The 23,056-nt window shown below is 68.4% G+C and carries 17 protein-coding genes; 11 read left to right on the top strand and 6 right to left on the bottom strand.

Translation table 11 applies throughout. From position 1 onward, the window contains the following. Positions 1-75 precede the first annotated feature (75 nt). The 7 genes from zipA to gyrA all read left to right on the top strand — a co-directional run bounded on the left by zipA (position 76) and on the right by gyrA (position 10,315). Positions 76-816: a cell division protein ZipA gene (gene zipA / locus AAFF32_RS11870; protein ID WP_342315282.1), complete on the top strand. Its 741-nt coding sequence runs from the start codon at positions 76-78 to the stop codon at positions 814-816. 316 nt (positions 817-1,132) lie between these two features. Continuing rightward, positions 1,133-3,484 (top strand): NAD-dependent DNA ligase LigA, encoded by a 2,352-nt coding sequence (gene ligA / locus AAFF32_RS11875; RefSeq protein ID WP_342315283.1) that lies wholly within the window; start codon positions 1,133-1,135, stop codon positions 3,482-3,484. 4 nt (positions 3,485-3,488) lie between these two features. Next, complete coding sequence (gene epmA / locus AAFF32_RS11880; RefSeq protein WP_216958148.1) at positions 3,489-4,460, top strand: EF-P lysine aminoacylase EpmA; 972 nt, start codon at positions 3,489-3,491, stop codon at positions 4,458-4,460. An 87-nt stretch (positions 4,461-4,547) separates the two neighbouring features. Beyond that, complete coding sequence (locus AAFF32_RS11885) at positions 4,548-5,270, top strand: DUF3011 domain-containing protein (RefSeq protein ID WP_216958146.1); 723 nt, start codon at positions 4,548-4,550, stop codon at positions 5,268-5,270. Positions 5,271-5,358: 88 nt separating this feature from the next. Continuing rightward, entirely contained in the window at positions 5,359-6,126 is a 768-nt protein-coding gene (locus AAFF32_RS11890; RefSeq protein WP_342315284.1) for a DUF3011 domain-containing protein, read from the top strand. A 57-nt stretch (positions 6,127-6,183) separates the two neighbouring features. Beyond that, complete coding sequence (gene mtnA / locus AAFF32_RS11895) at positions 6,184-7,245, top strand: S-methyl-5-thioribose-1-phosphate isomerase (RefSeq protein WP_216958141.1); 1,062 nt, start codon at positions 6,184-6,186, stop codon at positions 7,243-7,245. A gap of 409 nt (positions 7,246-7,654) precedes the next feature. Continuing rightward, on the top strand, positions 7,655-10,315 hold the full coding sequence (gene gyrA / locus AAFF32_RS11900) for a DNA gyrase subunit A (RefSeq protein WP_342315285.1): 2,661 nt from the start codon (positions 7,655-7,657) through the stop codon (positions 10,313-10,315). A gap of 84 nt (positions 10,316-10,399) precedes the next feature. On the opposite strand, the gene AAFF32_RS11905 is transcribed toward gyrA, so the two are convergent. Then, entirely contained in the window at positions 10,400-11,200 is an 801-nt protein-coding gene (locus AAFF32_RS11905; RefSeq protein ID WP_342315286.1) for an MOSC N-terminal beta barrel domain-containing protein, read from the bottom strand. 211 nt (positions 11,201-11,411) lie between these two features. On the opposite strand from AAFF32_RS11905, the gene AAFF32_RS11910 reads away from it, so the two are divergent. Both AAFF32_RS11910 and pbpC read left to right on the top strand, forming a co-directional pair. Then, the gene (locus AAFF32_RS11910) at positions 11,412-16,361 is read left to right on the top strand and encodes an alpha-2-macroglobulin (protein ID WP_342315287.1); all 4,950 of its coding nucleotides are present in this window, start codon (positions 11,412-11,414) and stop codon (positions 16,359-16,361) included. Positions 16,362-16,471: 110 nt separating this feature from the next. Continuing rightward, positions 16,472-18,820 (top strand): penicillin-binding protein 1C, encoded by a 2,349-nt coding sequence (gene pbpC, locus AAFF32_RS11915; RefSeq protein ID WP_342315288.1) that lies wholly within the window; start codon positions 16,472-16,474, stop codon positions 18,818-18,820. A gap of 22 nt (positions 18,821-18,842) precedes the next feature. Here the strand turns inward: pbpC and AAFF32_RS11920 are convergent, their stop codons facing one another. Then, complete coding sequence (locus AAFF32_RS11920; RefSeq protein WP_216958132.1) at positions 18,843-19,328, bottom strand: peroxiredoxin; 486 nt, start codon at positions 19,326-19,328, stop codon at positions 18,843-18,845. Positions 19,329-19,560: 232 nt separating this feature from the next. Between AAFF32_RS11920 and AAFF32_RS11925 the strand changes: the two genes are divergently transcribed. Then, the gene (locus AAFF32_RS11925) at positions 19,561-20,460 is read left to right on the top strand and encodes a DnaJ C-terminal domain-containing protein (RefSeq protein ID WP_216958130.1); all 900 of its coding nucleotides are present in this window, start codon (positions 19,561-19,563) and stop codon (positions 20,458-20,460) included. 61 nt (positions 20,461-20,521) lie between these two features. Here the strand turns inward: AAFF32_RS11925 and AAFF32_RS11930 are convergent, their stop codons facing one another. Further along, positions 20,522-21,043 (bottom strand): hypothetical protein, encoded by a 522-nt coding sequence (locus tag AAFF32_RS11930; RefSeq protein WP_342315289.1) that lies wholly within the window; start codon positions 21,041-21,043, stop codon positions 20,522-20,524. A 100-nt stretch (positions 21,044-21,143) separates the two neighbouring features. On the opposite strand from AAFF32_RS11930, the gene AAFF32_RS11935 reads away from it, so the two are divergent. Beyond that, complete coding sequence (locus AAFF32_RS11935; protein ID WP_342315290.1) at positions 21,144-21,266, top strand: hypothetical protein; 123 nt, start codon at positions 21,144-21,146, stop codon at positions 21,264-21,266. A 9-nt stretch (positions 21,267-21,275) separates the two neighbouring features. Here AAFF32_RS11935 and pilH read toward each other — a convergent pair whose 3' ends face one another. The 3 genes from pilH to AAFF32_RS11950 form a co-directional block, all read right to left on the bottom strand. Beyond that, positions 21,276-21,641 carry a twitching motility response regulator PilH gene (pilH, locus tag AAFF32_RS11940; RefSeq protein WP_216958125.1) on the bottom strand — a complete coding sequence of 122 codons (366 nt, stop codon included), beginning with the start codon at positions 21,639-21,641 and terminating at the stop codon, positions 21,276-21,278. Positions 21,642-21,731: 90 nt separating this feature from the next. Further along, a complete protein-coding gene (locus tag AAFF32_RS11945) occupies positions 21,732-22,727 on the bottom strand; it encodes a YhdH/YhfP family quinone oxidoreductase (RefSeq protein WP_342315291.1) in 996 nt (331 codons plus the stop codon). 28 nt (positions 22,728-22,755) lie between these two features. After that, complete coding sequence (locus AAFF32_RS11950) at positions 22,756-23,025, bottom strand: GIY-YIG nuclease family protein (protein ID WP_342317272.1); 270 nt, start codon at positions 23,023-23,025, stop codon at positions 22,756-22,758. Between the last annotated feature and the right edge of the window lie 31 nt (positions 23,026-23,056).

The raw sequence follows: 23,056 nt of genomic DNA on the forward strand, positions 1-23,056 counted from the left end.
GAATGCGGCGCGCCGTCATCGCCTTTGCGAATCCCGAATCCCGAATCTCCAATCCCATCATTCAGGAGATATCGAATGTCCGACATGACCCTGCTGCGGATCGGCATCCTGATCACCGGCCTGGTGCTGGTCGCCGCGATCGTGTTCTTCGGCCGCCCGCGCAAGCCGGGGCAGGGCAGGCGGGTGACCCGAGAGCCGTCCGGCGACACGGTCCGTCACGAGCCCACGCTGGGCGAGCAGATCGAGCGCGACGCCGCGCAGGGGCGCGCCGCGGGCGACGCCACCGCGCAGGCGGAGCTGGAGCTGTTCGACCGCACGCTGGAAGGCGGCGCCAACAGCGAGCTCGGCCGCCGCGTCACGGAGGAGTTCGACAAGATCGTCACCCTTTACCTGGCCGCGCGTGCCGGGCAGAAGCTGCACGGTCCGGACATCGTCGTCGCCGCCGAGAAGGCCGGCCTGGTCTACGGCCACATGGGCGTGTTCCACCGCCTCGTCGAGAACCACCCCGAGCGGGGACCGGTCTTCAGCGTGGCCAACATCATGAAGCCGGGCAGTTTCGACATGCCCAACATCCAGGCCCTGGAGACGCCGGCGATCGCGTTCTTCCTGACGCTGCCGGCGCCGGTCAACGCGCTGGACGCGTGGGAGATGATGCTGCCCACCGCGCAGCGCATGGCCGAACTGCTGGACGGCGTGGTGCTGGACGAACAGCGCAACGCGCTCGGCCGCCAGCGCATCGCGCACATCCGCGACGAACTGCGCGCCTACGACCGCCAGCGCGAAGCGCCGCCGCTAACCAAGCCGGCACGGTGGTGAGGCCAGTTCCGGCGCGGAACGTCTGATTGATCGGTGCCGGCGCCATCTATCACCGTCATCCCGGCGAAGGCCGGGATCCAGGCTGGTAGCGTCGGAAGTAAGCGTCGCGCGGGAACGTTGATGGCCTGGATCCCGGCCTTCGCCGGGATGACGGCATAGAAGAAGTGACGGCGCTGGCGGGCTGATGTGTGGAGCGGCCGATAACGTGGAGCGGCCTGCTGCGTTCGGCAAAGGCCACGTGACCTACGCTTCCTCCGTCACGCCCACACCCGCAGAATATGCGCGCTCCCGCCGGACGACGGCCCAAGGACCGCCCGTGGCCAAGACTTCCACTCCCGCCGCACGCATCGCCGACCTGCGCCAGCGCATCGACGACGCCAATTACCGCTACTACGTCCTCGACGATCCCTCCATTCCCGATTCCGAATGGGACGCGCTGCTGCGCGAACTGCAGTCGCTGGAAGCGCAGCATCCCGACCTCGTCACGCCCGACTCGCCGACCCAGCGCGTGGGCGTCGCACCGTCCGGCACGTTTGCCGAAGTGCGCCACGCGATCCCGATGCTGTCGCTGGGCAATGCCTTCACCGACGAGGAAGTCGCCGATTTCGAACGCCGCATCGAGGAGAAGCTCGGCCGCCGCGCGCCGGAATTCTCGGTCGAGCCCAAGCTCGACGGTCTGGCGATCAGCCTGCGCTACGAGGATGGCCGTTTCGTGCAGGGCGCCACGCGCGGCGACGGCGCGACCGGCGAGGACGTGACCGCCAATCTGCGCACGATCAAGGCCATCCCGCTGCAACTGCGCGGAAAGGACTGGCCGGCCGTGCTGGAAGTGCGCGGCGAGGTTTACATGCCGCTGGCCGCGTTCAAGCTCTACAACGAGCGCGCGGTGAAGGAGGGCGGCAAGGTGCTCGCCAATCCGCGCAACGGTGCCGCCGGTTCGCTGCGTCAGCTCGATCCGCGCGTGACTGCGCAGCGGCCGCTGGCGTTCTACGCCTATGCGGTGGGCATCGTGGAAGGTTACGAGCTGCCGCCGACGCATTCGCAGACGCTGGCGAAGCTGCGCGACTGGGGCTTCCCGGTCAGCGCGCTCAACGCGATCGTCTCCGGGGCGGAAGGGTTGCTGGGTTACTACCGCGAGATCGGCGCCAAGCGCGATTCTCTGGCGTTCGACATCGACGGCGTCGTCTACAAGCTCGACGACTACGAAGGCCAGCGCGAGATGGGCTTCGTCTCGCGCGCGCCGCGTTGGGCCATCGCGCACAAGTTCCCCGCGCAGGAACAGTCCACGGTGCTGGAAGGCATCGACATCCAGATCGGTCGCACCGGCGCGGCCACGCCGGTGGCGCGGCTCAAGCCCGTGCAGGTGGCCGGCGTGGTCGTCACCAACGCCACGCTGCACAACGCCGATCAGATCAAGCGACTGGACGTGCGCATCGGCGACACCGTGATCGTGCGCCGCGCCGGCGACGTGATTCCCGAGATCGTCCGCGTAGTTCCCGAGTATCGCGATCCGCATGCGCCGGAATGGCAGATGCCCACGCAGTGCCCGGTGTGCGGTTCGGAAATCGTGCGCGAGGAAGGCGAAGCGGTCTGGCGCTGCTCGGGTGAGCTCACCTGCGCCGCGCAGCGCAAGGAGGCGATCCGCCATTTCGCCTCGCGTCGCGCGATGGACATCGAAGGCCTGGGCGAGCGCTTCATCGAGGACCTGTCGGACCTGGGCTACCTGCAATCGGTCGCCGATCTCTACAAGCTCGAACTCGACGACCTGCTGGAGATGAAGCGGCGCGCCGACGAGCGCGACGGCACCACGCCCGAAACGGTCAAGTCCGGCAAGGTCGCCACCAAGTGGGCGGAGAACCTGATCGAGGCGATCGACCACAGCCGCAGCACGACGCTGGAACGCTTCCTCTACGCGCTGGGCATCCAGCACGTGGGCGAGAGCACGGCCAAAGCGCTGGCGAACTGGTTCGGCGACATCGCGCTGATCCGCCGGTTGCCGTGGCCGCTGTTCAAGCGCGTGCCCGACGTGGGCGGCGAAGTGGCCCGCGCGATCGGCCACTTCTTCGACCAGCCAGGCAACCAGCAGGTGATCGACGACCTGCTCGCGCGCGGCGTGACCATCACCGACACGCATGCGCCCAGCGCGAAGCTGCGCGACGGCCTGGATTTGGCGACGTTGCTGGTCGACCTGGAAATCCCGAAGGTGACCCGCGTGCGGGCCGACCAACTCGCCGGCGCGTTCCCGGATGCGCAGGCCCTGCTGGACGCGCCGCAGCACAACTTCGTCGCCGCCGGCCTGCCGGCCGACACCGCGCAGGCGCTGGCCGAATGGCTCGACGATGCGGAGCATGCGCGCCTGCTGGGGCGCGGGGGCGAGTCGCTGGCGACACTGGCGGCGCTCACGCCCGCCGGCGAGACCGCCGCCACCGGACCGCTCGAAGGGCAGACCGCCGTGCTCACCGGGACGCTGTCGGCGATGAGCCGCGACGAGGCCAAGGCGAAGCTGGAAGCGCTCGGCGCCAAGGTGGCCGGCAGCGTGTCGAAGAAGACGAGCTTCGTCGTCGCCGGCGAGGCCGCAGGTTCCAAGCTCGACAAGGCGCAGGAGCTGGGCGTGGACGTGTGGGACGAAGCGCGCCTGCTGGCGTTCCTCGCCGAGCATGGCGCGTAACGGCATGAACGACTGGCAGCCTTCCGCGTCCTTCGATGCGCTGCGCCTGCGCGCGCGCCTCAATGCAACCGTGCGCGCCTTCTTCGCGCAGCGCGACGTCGTCGAGGTGGAAACGCCGGTGATGTCGGTGGCGGGCAACACCGATCCCAACATCGCCTCGTTCCATCTGGAATTCAGCGGCCGCACCGACGGCGCCTCGCGCACCCGCTGGCTGCGCACCTCGCCGGAGTACCCGCTCAAGCGGCTGCTGGCGGCGGGGTTCGGCGATTGCTACGAACTCGGTCGGGTATTCCGGGATGGCGAGGCCGGCGGCCGCCATAACCCCGAATTCACGATGCTGGAGTGGTACCGCCTCGGCTGGGATCACATGCGTCTGGTGGAGGAAACGGCGGCGCTGGTGCAGGCGGCGCTTGCACTGGTCGGGCGCAGCGCGACGCTGTCGTACATCGCGTATCGCGACCTGTACCGCGAGCGCCTGGGCCTGGATCCCGCCTTCGCGAGCGACGACGCGTTGCGCGCGGCGCTGGGCGAGGTGGTGATCGACCCCACCGGCCTGACCCGCGACGACTGGCTCGACCTGTTGATGACGCATCGCCTGCAACCCTCGTTCCGCCCGGATGAGCTGCTGGCCGTGTACGACTACCCGGCCTCGCAATGCGCGCTGGCGCGCATCCGCACGGGCGAGGTGCCGGTGGCGGAACGTTTCGAGCTCTACCTGGGCCCGCTGGAACTGGCCAATGGCTACCACGAGCTGGCCGATGCGGCCGAGCAGGGCGCGCGCTTCGACCGCGACCTGCAGGTCCGCAGCGAGCGCGCGGACCTGCAACCGCCGCGCGACGAACGCCTGCTGCAGGCGCTGGCGGCGGGCTTCCCGTCGTGCGCCGGCGTCGCGCTGGGCATGGACCGGCTGATGATGGCCATGCTGGGGACGGGGCGCATCGCCGACGTGCTGGCGTTCGACTTCGCGCGTGCCTGACGTCCCGGTTTTCGCCTTTCCGCCGGCCGTTGATGCCGGTTTACATCCCGACCCTTTACAGTGAAGGCTGGAAGACAGGGGTGCATGATGCGCGGCTGGTTGGTCTCGACGTTGCTGGTGGGATGGGCGGTGATGGCACCTGACGCAATGGCGCAGGAGTCGGGCGGGCATTTCTACGGCGATCGCATCCTGCGTTGCGAATCCAAGGACGGGAACGACAACATCTGCCCGGCCGACGTGCGCGGCGGCGTGCGCCTGTTGCGGACGCTTTCGCGTTCGCAGTGCGACGAGAACAAGACCTGGGGTGTCACGCCGTCGGGCGTGTGGGTGAAGGACGGTTGCCGCGCGGACTTCGTGCTCGGCTACGGCGGCACGGTGGGCAGCGGCACGGGGTCGCGCGTGATCCGCTGCGAGTCGCGCAGCAACCGCTGGCAGCATTGCCCGGCGGAAACACGCGCCGGCGTCGAACTGGTCCGCCAACTGTCGAAGAACCCCTGCATGCGCGGCCAGAACTGGGGCGCCGACGCGCGCGGCGTCTGGGTGTCCGGCGGGTGCCGCGCCGAGTTCCGCATGATGGTCGACGTCGCCAACGAACCGCCGCGTGGCGAGATCGTCCGCTGCGATTCCGTGGAGAAGCGCCATCGCCATTGCCCGCTCGACACGAAGGGTGGGGTGCGTCTGTTCCGCCAGCTTTCGCGTGCGGCCTGCATCGAAGGCCGCAGCTGGGGCGTGGACGACGAAGGCATCTGGGTGCAGGACGGATGCCGCGCCGAATTCGAGATCCATCAGCGGCAGCAATCCGGCGGCTGAACCGACGCGGACGGACGCGTTCTGGTGCGGCGCCCGTTAAGGATTCATCGCTAGTCTGAGACAAACTCTCATCGGACAGGGGAATGCGATGACCGCTCAACCGCTTAGGGGCTTCGGAATTCTTGCGACGCTGGCGCTGGCTGCGCTTTGGGCGCCGTCGGCCTTCGCGCAATACGAGTCGCAAGGCTACGGCGCGCCGCAGACCGTGCGCTGCGATTCCAACGACAACCGCTACCGCCAGTGCCCCATCGACGGACGCGGCGCGCGGCTGGTACGCCAGTACTCCAAGTCCGCTTGCGTCGAAGGACGCACGTGGGGCGTGGGACGCGGATTCGTCTGGGTCAACGGCGGCTGCCGTGCGGAGTTCGCCAGCGGCGGCGGCTGGAACGGTGGCGGCGGCAATGGCGGCGATGGCCGCACCGTGCGCTGCGACTCCAACGACAACCGCTACCGTCAATGCGCCATCGACGGACGCGGCGCGCGCCTGGTGCGCCAGTACTCCAAGTCGCCGTGCGTCGAAGGTCGCAGCTGGGGCGTTGGGCGCGGCTTCGTGTGGGTGAACGACGGTTGCCGTGCCGAGTTCGCCAGCGGCGGTGGCTGGGGCGGTGGCAACGGAGGCGGTTGGGGCGGCGGCGACGGTGGCGGCCATGGCGGAGGTTGGAACAACCCCGGCCAGACGCTCTACTGCGGCTCCGACGACAATCGCCCGCGCCGCTGCAACGTCACCGTTCGCCGCGACGCGCGACTGGTGCGGCAGGCCTCGAAGGCCGCGTGCGTGGAAGGCCGCAGCTGGGGCTGGGACAACAACGGCGTCTGGGTGAGCAACGGCTGCCGGGGCGATTTCCAGGTGTATTGAGCCACCGGGCGGAACGGGCGGGCGACGTGGTCCACGTCGCCCGGTAAACTCGCCCGAATGAGCACCGCCATCGATTTCGACCGCTACGACCGCATCCGTCCGATCCGCTGGACCGGGCAGGCCCTGGAACTGCTGGACCAGCGCAAGCTGCCGTTCGTGGTCGAGTACGTCACCTGCGCCGACAGCGACGCCGTCGCCGAGGCGATCCATGCGCTGACCGTGCGCGGCGCGCCGGCCATCGGCATCGCCGCGGCCTGGGGCGTGGTGCTGGCATCGCGGACGGTCGAAGCCGCCAACGGCGCGGACGCCGCAGCCGCACTGGAACCGGCGATGCAGCGCCTCAACGCCGCGCGCCCGACGGCGGTGAACCTCGCCTGGGCGCTGGCGCGCATGCGTCGTGTCCTGACAGTCGCCGGCGCCGATTGGCGTGAGGTGTTGGAACGCGAGGCGCAGGCCATCGCCGATGAAGACCTCGCCGCCAACCGTCGCATGGGCGCGCTGGGTGCGGCGATGATCGCACCGGGCAGCGGCGTGCTCACGCACTGCAATACCGGCTCGCTCGCCACCGCCGGTTTCGGCACCGCGCTGGGCGTGATCCGCGCCGGCGTGGCCGAAGGCCGCATCGACAAGGTGTTCGCCGGCGAAACCCGTCCCTGGCTGCAGGGCGCGCGCCTGACCGTGTGGGAACTGCAGCAGGACGGCATCTCGCCCACGCTGATCGCCGACTCCGCCGCCTCGCATCTGATGAAGTCCGGCGACGTGCAGTGGGTGATCGTCGGCGCCGATCGCATCTGCGCCAACGGCGACACCGCCAACAAGATCGGTACCTACCAGCTCGCCATCGCCGCGCGCCATCACGGGCTGAAGTTCATGGTCGTGGCGCCGTCGTCGACGGTCGACATGCAGACAGCATCGGGCGATGCCATCCACATCGAGGAACGCGACCCGGGCGAGCTGTTCGCCGTCGGTGGTGTGCGCACGGCGGCCGACGAGATCGGCGCCTGGAACCCGGTCTTCGACGTCACCCCGCACGAGCTGATCGACGCCATCGTGACCGAGCGCGGCGTGATCGAGCGGCCGGACGAAGCCGCGATGCGGGCCGCGTTCGGCGCGGGCTGAGCGTTCCCGCAGCCTCTGCGGTCCATCGCGCGGCCCTTCAATCCCAGCAAAGGGCGGGGATCAGGCCTGCCGACATCGCTTCGTCCATGGCGGATGTTTCACGCCTGAGGGCCGGATTGTGCCTGTGCGGGAATGACGGCCTGGAGCGCCAGGCGAACGCCTCCGAAACAGCCGTTCAAATCGCCCGCAAGTGCTTGTTTCTGGCCGAAAATCGGGGTGCCTCGAAACCCCGCTTCGTGGTATGATTTCCTGTCCTTTTGAAGCCGCTTCCGGCGGGCTGCAGTACAGGCCCGTCCCGCCGTTTTCGTGACCTGTCCAAGGGCGCGCGAAACCGGCCATGCAGGGCGGCGGTTTCGTTGGGGAATGCCTTCGCGCCACCTGCGCGGACACACACACGAACGGAACCCTGATGGCCGAACTCGCCAAGGAAATCATCCCGGTCAATCTCGAAGACGAGATGCGCCGCAGCTACCTCGACTACGCGATGAGCGTGATCGTGGGACGCGCGCTCCCGGACGCGCGGGACGGACTCAAGCCGGTGCACCGTCGCGTGCTGTTCGCGATGAACGAGCTCGGCGCGCACAGCAACAAGCCGTACTACAAGTCGGCGCGTATCGTCGGTGACGTCATCGGTAAGTACCACCCGCACGGCGACACCGCGGTGTACGACACGCTGGTGCGCATGGCGCAGCCGTTCTCGCTGCGCTACATGCTGGTGGACGGCCAGGGTAACTTCGGTTCGATCGACGGCGACAACGCCGCGGCCATGCGATACACCGAGGCGCGCATGTCGCGCATCAGCCACGAGCTGATGGCCGACATCGACAAGGAAACCGTCGACTTCCAGCCCAACTACGACGAGAAGGAACTCGAGCCCACCGTCATGCCGACGCGTGTGCCGAACCTGCTGGTCAACGGCTCGGCGGGTATCGCCGTGGGCATGGCGACCAACATCCCGCCGCACAACCTGTCGGAAGTCATCGACGCGACCATCGCGCTGATCGACGACCCGACGATCGACGTGGACGGGCTGATCAACTACATCCCGGGCCCCGACTTCCCGACCGCGGGCATCATCAACGGCACCGCCGGCATCGTGAACGCCTACCGCACCGGCCGTGGCCGCGTGCGCATGCGCGCGCGCGCCGAGGTGGAAGTGGCCGACAACGGCCGCGAGGCGATCGTCGTCACCGAGATCCCGTACCAGGTCAACAAGGCGCGGCTGATCGAGAAGATCGCCGAGCTGGTGAAGGAAAAGAAGCTCGAAGGCATCAGCGAGCTGCGCGACGAGTCCGACAAGGACGGCATGCGCATCTACATCGAGGTCAAGCGCGGCGAGTCGGCCGAGGTCGTGCTCAACAACCTCTATCAGCAGACGCAGATGGAGTCGGTGTTCGGCATCAACATGGTCGCCATCGTCGACGGCCGGCCGAAGTTGCTGAACCTGAAGGACCTGCTGGAAGTCTTCGTCAAGCACCGCCGCGAAGTCGTCACGCGCCGCACCATCTTCGAACTGCGCAAGGCGCGCCAGCGTGCGCACGTGTTGGAAGGCCTGACCGTCGCGTTGGCCAACATCGACGAGATGATCGAACTGATCAAGACCTCGGCGAACCCGAACGAAGCGCGCGAACGCATGCTCGCGCGCCGCTGGGAGCCGGGTCTGGTCGGCGCGCTGCTGGCCGCGGCCGGAAGCGATGCCTCGCGTCCGGAAGACCTGCCGGCGGGCGTGGGCCTGGTCGACGGCGGCTACCAGCTGACCGAAACCCAGGCGCAGCAGATCCTGGAAATGCGCCTGCACCGGCTCACCGGCCTGGAGCAGGACAAGCTCACCGAGGAATACAAGCTCCTGCTGGAGACCATCCGTGGCCTGATCGAGATCCTCGAGGATCCGCGCGTGCTGCTGGAAGTGATCCGCAACGAGCTTCGCAACGTCAAGGAAGAGTTCGGCGACGCGCGCCGCAGCGAGATCCGCGCCAGCGAGGAAGACCTCGACATCCTGGACCTCATCGCGCCGGAAGACGTGGTGGTGACGCTCTCGCACGCCGGCTACGCCAAGCGCCAGCCGGTCAGCACCTACCGCGCGCAGAAGCGCGGCGGCAAGGGCCGCAACGCGGCGGCGACCAAGGACGAGGATTTCATCGACCACCTGTGGCTGGTCAACACGCACGACACGCTGCTCACCTTCACCAGCGCCGGCCGCGTGTTCTGGCTGCCGGTGCACCAGTTGTCCGACGCCGGCCCGAACGCGCGCGGCCGTCCGATCATCAACTGGATCCCGCTGGAAGCCGGCGAGCAGGTGCAGGCCGTGCTGCCGGTGCGCGAGTACACCGAGAACTGCTTCGTCTTCTTCGCCACGCGCAACGGCACCGTGAAGAAGACGCCGCTGACCGAGTTCGCCTTCCGCCTGCAGCGTGGCAAGATCGCCATCAATCTCGATGACGGCGATGCGCTGGTCGACGTGGCGCTGACCGACGGCTCGCGCGACATCATGCTGTTCGCCAGCAACGGCAAGGCAGTGCGTTTCTCCGAGGATGCAGTTCGCTCGATGGGCCGCACGGCCACCGGCGTGCGCGGTATCCGCCTGGCCGAGGGCGAGGAAGGCGAAGAGGGTGCCGAGGACGCTGGCAAGAACTCCGGCGGCGCCCATGTGGTCAGCCTGATCGTGGTGGAAGGCGACGGCGACATCCTCACCGCCAGCGAACGCGGCTACGGCAAGCGCACTTCGCTCGAGGAATACCCGCGCAAGGGTCGCGGCACGCAGGGTGTGATCGCGCTCAAGACCACCGAGCGCAACGGCAACCTGATCGGCGCGGTGCAGCTGTCCGACCATCACGACGTGCTGCTGATTTCCGACGGCGGTACGCTGGTGCGCACGCGCGCGGCGGAGATCTCGCAGGTCGGCCGCAACACGCAGGGCGTGACGCTGATGCGGATGGCACCGGAGGAAAGCCTGCAGACGCTGGAACGCGTCGATGCTTCCCTGGACGAAGACGACAGCGAAACCGAAGCCGTCCCGGTGGACGGCACGACGGGCGAGGTCGCGACGGAATCCGGTCCGGTCGCCAGCTGAGCCATCGCCATGTGTTGAACAAGAACGCCGCCTCCGGGCGGCGTTCTTGTTTTCGCGGCTGTGATCGTGCGGTGTTCGGGAAAGTTACCGCGTCGCCAGCACCGTTACGGCGTCGCCCCGCCGCACGACGCCCGGCGATCGCGCAATCAGGTGCCGTCCGAACGTCACGCCATCGTCGAAGCGGCGGTAGCCGGTCAGCGTCTTCAGTGGCTCGCCGTCGTGCGACTTGCGGCCCAGCGCGGGGTCGACGTTGACGAAATTGCAGCGCGTGCAGTCCTTGGCCACGTCGAACTCGACCTCGCCGATCGCCACGCGCGCCCAATCGTCTTCGGCATGCGGCGTGGGCGTGTCGACGACGAAGTTAGGGCGGAACCGTGTCATCACGACCGGAACGTCGAGCTTGGTGTTGAGCAGGTCGAGCGAGCCGCGCCCCAGCAGCATGATCGGGAAACTGTCGGCGAAGCTGACGATGTCGCCCTGCCGCGCGTACACGGGGTTGACCGGCCGCTGCACCGACTCGTCCATGTAGACCAGTCGCGCGTCCGTGCCGAGGTAACGGGCGACCCAGGCGCTGGCTTCCTCGGAGGCGGGGACAGCCGCGACCGGCGCCTTCCAGATCTCGACGGTTTCGTGTGCGGCGGGTTGCGGGGCTTCGACACGGATCGACGGCATGCCCGGCGCTTCCAGTATCAGGCCGCCGTCGACCGGGCGGGCCTGGACCAGCGTGATCTGCGGGAACTGCCGCCCGGTGATGAAGCGGCCGCCGGCGTCGACGATCATCCAGCGCCGGTCGCCGCTCAGACCACGCGCTTCGACGGTCGTCGCGTCGAGGGGCAGGGCGGCGCAGGACTTGATCGGGTAGACGTAGAGCTCGCTGAGGGTCATGGCCGGGGCCGGGAATACGGGGCAGGCCATCGTGACCGCCCGGGCCGCCGCCGTAAACAGACGGTGTCCCGGACGGAAGGTGAGCGCTCCCATCGGACGTTCATCCGCGCGCGGCACAACGGCTTATGACGCAACCCGTTTCCCCCGTGAATTTCGCAATGCGGCGCCCGCGCGCCTGCTCCTATACTCGGCGCAAACTTGGGGAGATCGCATGAAGCGCGCCGCAGAAGGAATCGTCCACGCCCGTCTGCTCACCTGGATCGCGTCCATCGCGATCGCGATGCTGGCGTTGTCCGGATGCCGGCGCGATGCCGACGGCCAGTTGCCGGCGCCCAGCGGCGAGGCAGTGAAGGCGAGGGCCGAGGCGGTGAAGGGTTTCGCCCTCGTGGCCGCGTATCCCGACCAGAAGGGCGACGAGCAACTCGCCATCGCGCTGGATTTCAGCAAGCCGCTGGTGGGCACGCAGTCGTTCGACGAACTGATCGCCGTCACCGACAAGAACGGCGCCCCGGTGAAAGGCAGCTGGGTGCTCTCCGACGATGCGAAGACGCTGCGCTTTCCGCATGTGGAAGCGAGCAAGGATTATTCGGTGGCGATCAAGGCCGGCCTCACCGCCGCGTCCGGCGAGCGCCTGGGCCAGCCGCTGACGAAGCAGGTCTACACCGGTCCGCTCGATCCCGTCGTCGGTTTCGCCTCGCAGGGCAGCGTGCTGCCCGCGCGCGAAAGCCGTGGCCTGCCGGTCGTGTCGGTCAACGTGCCGGAAGTCGACGTCGAGTTCCTTCGCGTGCGCGAGAAGGACCTGCCGAAGTTCTTCGCCGAGTACCAGCGCGGCGGCCGTCGCGGCAGTTGGGAACTCAGCAGCGAGTACAGCGAAAAGACGCCCCTGGAGCGCCTGGCAGAACCCGTTTACGTCAACCGCTTCGTCCTCGGCGGAAAGCCCAACGAACGCGTGCTCACCTACCTGCCGTTGCAGGACATCAAGGAGCTGCAGGAACCGGGCCTTTACTTCGCCGTGATGAAGCGGGCGGGGCAGTTCCAGGACCAGTTCGAGACGGCGTTCTTCACCGTCAGCGACCTGGGCCTGCATGCGCGCGCGTACAAGGACACGCTGTTCGTCCACACCGCTTCGCTGCTCAACGGTGCCTCGGTGTCGGGCGTGGAGCTGAAAGTGCTCGATGCCAAGGGCGAGACGGTGTTCAAGGGAGAAACCGATTCGCACGGCAACGCCTTGTTGCGCTACAAGCTCGACGCCGCGCATGTGCTGGTTGCCAGCCACGGCCGCGATGTGTCGATGCTGCCGTTCAACCAGCCCGCGCTGGACCTGTCCGAGTTCGCGGTGAGCGGGCGCGAGCAGGCGTGGTTCGATGTGTTCGCCTGGTCCGGCCGCGACCTGTACCGTCCCGGCGAAACGGTGCGCCTGTCGGCGCTGCTGCGCGACCAGGACGGCCAGCCGGTCGTGCCGAAGGCGGGCAAGTCGCTGCAACCGCTGTTCCTGCGCTACGTGCAGCCGGACGGCAAGACCTTCCTCGAAACGCGCCTGCAGCCCGACGCTCAGGGCTATGTGCGCCATGCCCAGGTGATTCCGGTGGATGCGGCGACCGGCCGCTGGCGCGTGGAATTCCGCACCGATCCCGGCAGCAAGGATGCGGTGCAGGGCATGACGCTGCGGGTGGAGGAGTTCCTGCCCGAACGGCTCAAGCTCGACCTGGATGCCCAGCCCGTCCTCAAGCCCGGCGACGCGCTCAAGCTCAGCGTGGACGGCGCGTACCTGTACGGCGCGCCCGCCGCGGGCAACCGTTTCACCGCGAAGCTCGCGGTGGCCGTCGAACAGCACCCGCTGGACCAACTGCCCGGCTACTTCTTCGGTGATCCCACGCTGACGCTGCCGAAGGAAGCCGCCGACGTCGTCGACACCACGCTCGACGCGCAAGGCAAATTGCAGCAGGACATCGCGCTGCCTGCCGAAGCCAAGCCGACCAGCACCATCGCCGCCATCGTCACCGGCAGCGTGTACGAAACCGGTGGCCGCAGCGTCAATCGCAGCCTCAAGCGCGTGCTGTGGCCGGCCGATGCGCTGGTCGGCGTGCGCCCGCTGTTCGACGACAAGGAAGGCGCGGACGCCAATGCCACCGTCGGTTTCGAGATCACGCGCGTGGGCACCGACGCCAAGCCGCGCCCGGGCCAGGAGCTGCGCGTGACGCTGGTGCGCGAACATCGCGATTACCACTGGAACCACTCCGACGACGGCGGCTGGGATTACGACTTCACGCGTCGCTACGAAGACGTGCAGACCCGCAACGTGCAGCCCGGCGCCGCCGTCGCGCGCGTGGATTTCCCGGTCGAATGGGGCGATTACCGCCTCGACGTGTTCGATCCGGCGACGAAGCTGACGACGCGTTATCCCTTCACCGCCGGCTGGAGTTGGAACGACGAGAACCGCGGCCTCGACGCGCGCCCGGACAAGGTCAAGCTCGCGCTCGACAAGACCGCGTACCGCGCCGGCGACATGCTCAAGGTGACGCTGACGCCGCCGCACGCGGGCAAGGGCCTGCTGATGGTCGAAAGCGACCGCATGCTCTATGTGCAGGACATCGACGCCAAGGCGGGGAGCACGTTCGAGATTCCGGTGACGAAGGACTGGGAGCGCCACGACATCTACGTGACCGCACTGGTCTTCCGCGGCGGCAGCGCGCCGAGCAAGGTCACGCCGGCCCGCGCGGTCGGTGTCGCATTCGTGCCGATGGACCGGCGCGATCGCAAGGTGGCCGTGGGTCTGTCGGTTCCCAAGCTGATGCAGCCCGAGCGCGATCTGCCGGTAACCGTGAGCGCGCCGCAGCTTGCGGGGAAGGAGGCGTTCGTGACCGTGTCGGCGGTGGACGTGGGCATCCTCAACATCACGCGCTTCCCGGTGCCGGACGCCGCGGCGCATTTCTTCGCACAACGCCGGCTGGGCGTGGACGCCTACGACGTGTACGGACGCGTCATCGAAAGCTTCGAAGGCGAGATGGCGAAGATCCGCTTCGGCGGCGACATGGCGCTGGATGCGCTGCCGCAGGCCCGTCGCCCGACCGCGAAGGTGCAGACGGTCGATCTGTTCGCCGGGCCCGTGAAGCTCGACGCGAAAGGCAATGCGCGCGTGCGCCTGGCGGTGCCGGACTTCAACGGCACGCTGCGCGTCTCCGCGCTGGTGTATTCGGCGAACACGTACGGCAGTCGCGCGCAGGAGACCATCGTGCGCGCGCCCGTGCTGGCCGAAGCCAGCCTGCCGCGCGTGCTCGCGCCGGGCGACCGCAGCAATGTCACGCTCGATGTGCAGAACTTCACCGGACGCGTCGGCACGTTCAAGGTGCAGGTGACGGGAGTCGGGCCGATCTCCATCGCCGATGGTGCGCGCACGGCGCAGCTTGGCGCGGAAGAGAAAACGACGTACACCTTCCCGCTGCAAGCCCGCGCCGGCTACACCGTGGCGCAGGTGCGCGTGCGCGTGGACGGAAACGGCTACAAGGTCGACCGGCGTTATGACCTGCCGGTGCGGCCGGCGTGGCCGTCGGTGGTGCGCGCACGCACGCGGGTGCTCGATTCGCTGGACACGATCGCGCTCGACGAATCGCTGGCCGAGGGCCTGATGCCCGAATCGGTCAACGCACGCTTGTCGGTGAGCGCACTGCCGCCGATTCCGTTCGCCACCGCGCTGCAGGGCGCGCTGGAGTATCCCTACGGTTGCGCGGAGCAGACCACCAGCAAGGGCTTCGCCGCGCTGGAACTGGATGACGCCACGGCGAAGATGCTCGGCACGACCGGCCTGGACGCGGCCAAGCGGCGCGCGCGCATGGAAGGCGCGTTCGGTCGCCTCGCGGCGATGCAGATCGGGTCCGGGCATTTCTCGATGTGGGGCGACGGCGACTACGTCAATCCGCTGATCACGCCGTACGTGGTGGAGTTCCTGCTCGACGCGCGTGAAGCCGGTTTCGCCGTGCCCGATTCGATGCTGCAGAAGGCGTTGAAGGTGCTCAACGAGGATCTCCTCTCCGGCGGCGCGCCGTTCTTCGGCTACGACCGGCGCGAGAACCTCAAGTTCGCCTATCAGGCCTACGCGGGTTATGCGCTGGCACGCGTCAACCGCGCGCCGCTGGGCACGCTGCGTGCGCTGTACGACAACGACCGCAAGCAGGCCCTCACCGGTTTGCCGCTGGTCCACCTGGGCATCGCCCTGACGCTCCAGGGCGACAAGGTGCGCGGCGCGAAGGCGATCGCCGAGGGCTTCACGCGCGGCTCGGCGGACCGTCCGGGCTACTTCGGCGACTACGGCAGCCGCCTGCGCGATGACGCGCTGATGATCGCGCTGGTGCACGAGCACAAGCTGGACAAGCCCGAGTTCGACGCGCGTGCCGTTGCGCTGGGGCGCGAACTCGACGCGCGTCGCAATAGCGGTTGGTTGTGGCTGAGCACGCAGGAGCAGGTGGCGCTCGCGCGTCTGGGCAAGGCGCTGATGGCCGAGCAGGGCAAGCAGGTGTCGGGCGAATGGAAGGTGGGCGACGCGGCCAGCGACGCCGGTCCGGCGAGGCTGGTGGGCCGTCTGTTCGATGCCGCGGCCGTCGCGCGCGGTGTGAGCTTCGCGCCCAAGGGCGAGCCGCCGCTGTACGCAAGCTTCGAAGTGGCCGGCGTGCCGCGCACGGCGCCTGCACCCGACAACTCGGTCATCGACATCGTGCGCAAGTACTACACGACCCAGGGCACGGAGTGGAACGGCGGTTCGCTCGCCGAAGGCGAGGCGCTCATCGTGCAGGTCAGCGTGCGCAGCTTGCGGGAGATGCCCGACGCACTGCTCACCGATCTGCTGCCGGCCGGGCTGGAGATCGAGAACTTCAACCTCGGCGACGCCAAGCAGTGGGCGGGCGTGGTGATCGACGGCATCGAACTGAGCGATCGCGACGACGCGGCCGAAGTACGCCACGAGGAGTTCCGCGACGACCGTTACGTGGCCGCGCTCAAGCTCGAGCCGGGTGACACCGCGCGCGTGTTCTACCTGGTGCGCGCAGTCACGCCGGGCACGTACACGGTGCCGCCGTCGCTGGTGGAAGACATGTACCGACCGGACTTGCGGGGCGTCGGCAAGGTGGCGCCGGCCACGTTGACGGTGGTGCAGCCGGGAGCGAAGTAGGCGGAGGCGGGGTGTTGCAGCGCTCGCGAATGCAGGCGAAGAACGTCGTCATCCCGGCACAAGCCGGGATCCTGCCTGCCGTTGCGGGCGGCAGGAAAGGCCGCCGAGCGGTGCTGAAATCGCTGCTCGCAGCTCAATTGCTGCTGATCGCCGCGATGCTTGCCGACCTTGCGTTCCCGCTTCCGCTGCCCGATGCACGCGATCGTGGCGCCGTCGTCACCGCAGCCGACGGCACGCCGCTGAGGGCTTTCGCCGACGCCGGCGGGATCTGGCGCTACGCGGTGGAACCCGAACAGGTATCGCCGCTCTACGTGCAGGCGCTGCTGAACTACGAGGACCGCTGGTTCTGGCGGCACCCGGGCATCAATCCGTTCGCATTGCTGCGGGCGGGTGCGCAATGGATCGGCAGTGGACGCGTCGTGTCCGGCGGCTCGACGCTGACCATGCAGGTCGCGCGCATCCTCGATGCGAACGCGCACCCCGATGAACGCACCTCCACGCGCACACCCGCGCGCAAGCTGCGGCAGATGCTGCGCGCGGTGCAACTGGAAGTGCACCTGAGCAAGCGCGAGATCCTGTCGCTGTATGTCAATCGCGCGCCGTTCGGCGGCACGGTCGAAGGCGTGGAGGCGGCGAGTTGGGCCTACCTCGGCAAGCCGTCCTCGCGCCTGTCGCACGCCGAGGCCGCGCTGCTGGCCGTGCTGCCGCAGTCCCCCAGCCGGCTGCGGCCGGATCGCGAGCCCGAGCGCGCCCGCATCGCACGCGACAAGGTGCTCGCACGCATGCAGCAACTGGGGGTGTGGTCGGCCGCGCAGGTGGAAGACGCGCGCGTGGAGTCCGTGGTCGCGCGGTCGCTGCAACCGCCGCGGCTGGCCCCATTGCTCGCGCAACGGCTGCGATTCGAGCGGCCGGACGCTGTGCGGCTGGCGTCCACGCTCGACCTGGATCTGCAGCGCACGCTGGAAGACCGCGTCACCGCCTACTTCTCGCAATTGCCCGAACGCACTTCGGCGGCACTGCTTGTGGTCGACAACGCCACGCTGGAGGCGCGCGCATACGTGGGCTCGTTGGCGTTCGCCGATACGACGCGGCTGGGCCACGTCGACATGGTGAAGGCCTGGCGTTCACCGGGCTCCACGCTCAAGCCGTTCCTGTACGGCCTGGCGCTGGACGACGGGCTGATCCATTCGGAAAGCCTGCTCGTCGACGCGCCGCAGGCCTTCGGCGATTACCGGCCGGGCAACTTCGACGCCGCTTTCAACGGGCCGGTCGGTGCGGCGCAAGCGCTGCGGCTCTCGCTCAACGTGCCGGCGGTGGACCTGCTCGATCGCGTCGGTCCGTCGCGCTTCTCCGCGCGGCTGGCGCATGCCGGCATCCGACTGCAATGGCCGAGCGGCGCGACGCCGAACCTGACGATGATCCTGGGCGGCACCGGCGCCCGCCTGGAAGACCTGGTGGGCGCCTACGCCGCGCTCAATCGCGAGGGCGTGGCCGGCCGCGTGCGCTACAAACCGGACGCCCCGCGCGTGGACCGGCGCCTGCTTTCGCCCGGCGCGGCATGGATCGTGCGCGAGATGCTCGAAGCCAACCCGCGCCCGGGCAGCAGCGCGGACACGTTCGACACACGCGGTCGGCCGCGCGTGGCATGGAAGACCGGCACCAGCTACGGCTTCCGCGACGCCTGGGCGCTGGGCGGTACGCGGCGCTACACCGTCGGCGTCTGGGTCGGCCGCCCGGACGGCACGCCGCTGCCGGGCCAGTACGGCGCGATCACGGCATTGCCGCTGCTGTTCGAGGTTATCGACAGCCTGCCGCGCCAGCGCGCCGACGCCGACCTGCGTCCGCCACCGGCCGGCGTGGCGAAAGCGGACGTCTGCTGGCCGCTGGGTCTTCCGCCCGATCCCGCCGCGCCCCAGCTGTGCCGCCAGAAGCGCGAGGCGTGGACGCTGGACGGCTCGGTGCCGCCGACCTTCGCCGAACGCGATGCACGGCTGTGGAGCGCCGGGATCGAACGCTTCGAGGTGGACGCGCAAACCGGACGGCGACTATCGGCGGACTGCACGCGGCCGCATGTGCGCCAGGGCCGCGAACTCGCACGCTGGCCCGCGCTGGCCTCGCCGTGGCTGTCGAGCCAGGCACGCGAGGCGGCGCGACTGCCGCCGCTTTCGTCCGATTGCACGCCCGACGGTCGCGAGGCCACGCAGGAACTGCGCATCGAAGGCGTCGCCGACCGCGCCACACTTGCGCCCGCGCCGGGCGGGGAGCGCGCGATTCGGCTGTCATTGCGAGCGCTGGGCGGTGATGCCCGCGTGCGCTGGCTGCTCGACGGCCGGCTCATCGGCGAATCCCGGGGCGAGGCCGCCTTCGTCCACGACTTCGCCGACCCCGGCGAGCACTCGCTGACGGCCCTGGCCGACAGCGGTGCCTGGTCGCGTCTGAGCTTCCGCGTCCTGCGTTGAGCGATTTGCCGGGCGCAGCCGCTTACAGGTGCTTGAGCTCTTCCAGCACGTGTTCGGCCGAGGACACGCGGAACTCGCCGGGCGCTTCGATGTTGAGCAGCTTGACCACGCCATCGTCGGCGTACAGCGCGAAGCGGCGCGCGCGACGACCCATGCCGTAGGCGCTGGCGTCCAGTTCCAGGCCGAGTGCGCGGGTGAAATCGCCGTTGCCGTCGGCGAGCATCATCAGCCCGTCGGGCACGTTCTGGCTTTCGCCCCACGCCTGCATCACGAAGGGATCGTTGACCGCCATGCAGGCGACCTCGATGCCCCGGCTGCGGAACTCGTCGAAGTGCTGCACGAAGCCGGGCAGGTGCTTTTCCGAGCACGTCGGGGTGAACGCACCCGGCACTGCGAACAGCACCATCCGGCGTCCGTCGAACAGCGCGTTGGTGTCGATGGTTTCGACACCCTCGCGGATGCGCTGCAGCGGGACTTCAGGGATGCGTTCGCCGATCTGGATGGTCATGTCCGTTCCTGTGGGGTGAGTGTCGAAGCCTTCACGGATTCTAGACGGCGCGGGGGAAGCTGGCGTCAACACGCTTGAAAGCGCTGCCTGGCGCGCCTACTTTCCGATCATCACTACGCGCTCGGGCAGGCGCGCGAAGGTTCCTCGCGAAGACTGCCGCCTCGCCGCGAGTGCGTTAACCTCCCGGCCTGTGCGGCACTGCCGCCGGCCAGCCTTTCGGGACGGACCATACATGCAGTTCAAGGATTACTACGAAACTTTGGGCGTGGAGCCCGGCGCCGGCGATGCCGAAATCAAGACGGCGTACCGCCGGCTCGCCCGCAAGTACCACCCGGACGTCAGCAAGGAGCCGGGTGCGGAAGAGAAGTTCAAGGCCGTCAATGAAGCCTACGAAGCGCTGCGCGATCCGCCCAAGCGTGCCGCCTACGATCAACTGCGCGCGCGCGGCTACCGCCCCGGCGACGAAGTGCAGCCGCCGCCGGGCGGTTTCGGCGGCAACGGTCACGGCGGTGTGGACTTCGAAGAGATCTTCGCCGGCGGCGGTGCCGGTGGCGGCTTCAGCGACTTCTTCGAAAGCCTGTTCGGTCGCGGCGGCTTCGGCCAGCGCGGGCCGGGGCCGCAGCCGCGCGGCGACACGCGCGCCAAGCTCGCCATCTCGCTGGAGACCGTTTACGAAGGCGGCAGCGTGCGCATTTCGGTCAACAACAAGACCCTCGACGTGCGCGTGCCCAAGGGCATCCGACCGGGGCAGGTGATCCGCCTGGCCGGGCAGGGCGCGCATGGCGATCTGCTGCTGGAGATCGAGTACGCCGCGCACCCGCAGTTCGAAGTGGACGGGCGCAACGTCATCCACGTGCTGCCGATCGCACCGTGGGAAGCGGCGCTGGGGGCCATGGTGAGCGTGCCGACGCTGGGCGGCGCGGTGGAGTTGAAGATCCCGCCCAATTCCGAGTCCGGTCGGAAGCTGCGCCTGCGCGGTCGCGGATTGCCCAACGACCCCACCGGCAAGCAGCCGCCGGGCGATCAGCTCGTCGAGCTGGAAGTGCTCGCGCCCCGCATCCACAACGAGGACCAGCGCGAGGCCTACGAGCGCATGCGCGAGGCGTTCGGCGACGACTGGCGTCGCGTCTGAGGCGCTGAAAGCGAAGAGGCGCCCTGAGGGCGCCCCTTGGTACGCAGCGGCGAGAAGCCGCTCAGGCCTTGCTGGAGCGAAGTCGCAGGACCAGCAGGACGATGCCCGCCAGCGCCGCGATTGCCGCGATCACGAACATGCCCATCGAGGCATTGGTTTCGCCTGCCTGGCGGACCACCGAGGTTTTTTCGGGCAGGTAGACGATCGGGAGCTCGACGAACTCATCGTCGTCGCGCGCACGCTTGCCGGTGTCGGTGTCGACCCGGAGCTTCGCCTTGACGTTCTGGCCCGCCTCGGTGTCGAAGGTAATGGTCAGATCGAAGTTGCGGTCCATGCCGCGCTTCGTCTTCCATTCGACTTCTTCGATCTGCGCGATCGCCTGCTTGCCGTGATCGGCCAGGCGGGTCATTTCGGAGTGTTCCGTGTAGCCCATGAAGCCGACGATCGCGGCCACGGCGAAGGCGAGCAGGACAGCAGGCCAGGACAGGATTTTCTGAAGCATTGGGAGGGGCACTGGTGTGAGAGCCAGTGATTCTCTCGGCCGCACCCGAGGCATTCCATAGGACTCGTCGGAATTGCGCATGCCAGCGCCGGCATTCGACTGGCGTCCGACCATCCCTGGGGTGGGCCGCTTTCAGAGTTTTCTGATGGATCGCAGAGGAAGGCTCTGATGCCATTCCCCCATGCGACCTCAACTGCCATCAGGCGCGCGCTGGATGCGCAACGCCATCTGCTTCCTCTGGGGCGTGAGCGGGATCACCGCCGTGGCGATCCTGGTCGAAGCGATCGACCGGCTGTTCTTCTGACCGCGCGACTCAGGGCTTGATGACCTGGCCGATCACGTCGGACAGGTCGCCCTCGCTGAAGGGCTTGGTGAGGTAGGCCTTGGCGCCCTGGCGCATGCCCCAGACGCGGTCGGTGTCCTGGTCCTTGGTGGTGACCAGCACGACCGGGATGTGCGAGGTGGTCGGGTCGCGCGTGATCGAACGCGTGGCCTGGAAGCCGTTGAGGTTCGGCATCACCACGTCCATCAGGATCATGTCGGGAAGTTCGCGCTTGGCCGCTTCCACGCCCGCGGCGCCGTCCTCGGCGGTGAGCGCTTCATGGCCGAGTTTCTCGACGATGCGCCGGATGCCCATGAGCTGCGACGGCGAGTCGTCGACGATGAGAATACGCGCCATATGTTTCCCCCTGAACGTGTGGGGATTGTAGCCAGCGTCAGGGTTCCCGCAACAGCGGGCAGCGCGGTTTCCGCGCCTCCATTCCGTGCGTCAGATCACGACCAGCGTACGTCCCAGCGAACCGCCGGCCAGCATGGCGGAGAAGACGTCCGGCAATTGCGCCAGCCCGACCTCGCGCGTGCAGATGCGATCGAGGTGGCGCGGCTTCCAGTCGTCGGCCAGGTGCTGCCAGACGGCTTCACGGATGTCGCGTGCGGTGCCGGCCGAGGCCACGCCCAGCAGCGACACGCCGCGGATGATGAAGGGCATGACCGTGGTCCCCAGGTCCGCCGCGGCGGCGAGGCCGGCGCTGGCGACGTTGCCGTAGGGCGTGGTCTGCGCGAGCAGGCTGGCGAGCATCGGCCCGCCGACGTTGTCCAGACCGCCGCCGAAGCGCGCCGATTCCATCGGCCGCGTGGTGGCCAACGCGTCGCGTCCGAGCACCTGCGAGGCGCCGATCTGCTTGAGGTAGTCGACCTGTTCGGCCTTGCCGCTGATGGCATGCACCTCGAAACCGGCGCGGCTGAAGATGTCCACCGCGAGCGAACCCACGCCGCCGGTCGCGCCGGTCACGGCCAGCGGGCCGAGCTCGGGCGTCTGGCGGTTCTCGCGCATGCGCAGCAGCGCCAGCGCGGCGGTGAAGCCGGCGGTGCCGAGGATCATGCTTTCGCGCAGGCTCAGCCCCTTGGGCAACGGGATCACCCACTTCGACTCCAGGCGCGCGTACTGGCCGTAGCCGCCGTCGCGGATTTCGCTCAGGCCGCACCCGGTGACCAGCACTTCGTCGCCTTCCTTGAAAGCGGCATCGGTGGAGGCGACGACATGGCCGGCCACGTCGATGCCACCCACCAGCGGAAAGCGCCGCAGGATCTTGCCTTCGCCGGTGCCGGCCAGCGCGTCCTTGAAGTTGACCGACGAGTAGGTGGCTTTGATCACCACTTCGCCCGGCGCGAGGTCGTCGAGCGTTACCTGCTCGACGCCGCTGCGGTAGCCGCTGGCGTCGTTGTGGATGCGGAAGACGTCGAACGTGGCAGGGACGGTGGACATAGGGCCTCGCTGGGGGCGGCGATTCGTGTCAGCCGATGATATCCGGGAAGAGGTCGCGCCATTGGGGGTTGGTGGATTCGATGAGGCGGAGCTTCCAGCTTCGGCGCCACTCCTTGATCGTTTTCTCGCGGGAGATTGCGGCGTACATCGAACCATGCAGTTCGAACCAGACAAGCGTGTGCACGTCGTGGCGTCGGCTGAAACCCTCGACGACCCGACATCGATGCTGGTGCATGCGCTTGATGAGATCGGATGTCACGCCGACGTAGAGCGTGCCGTTACGCCCGCTGGCGAGCATGTACACGCAAGGTTGCTTCATGGCCCACCGA

The sequence above is a fragment of the Lysobacter sp. FW306-1B-D06B genome (assembly GCF_038446665.1).
Classification (GTDB): Bacteria; Pseudomonadota; Gammaproteobacteria; order Xanthomonadales; family Xanthomonadaceae; genus Lysobacter_J.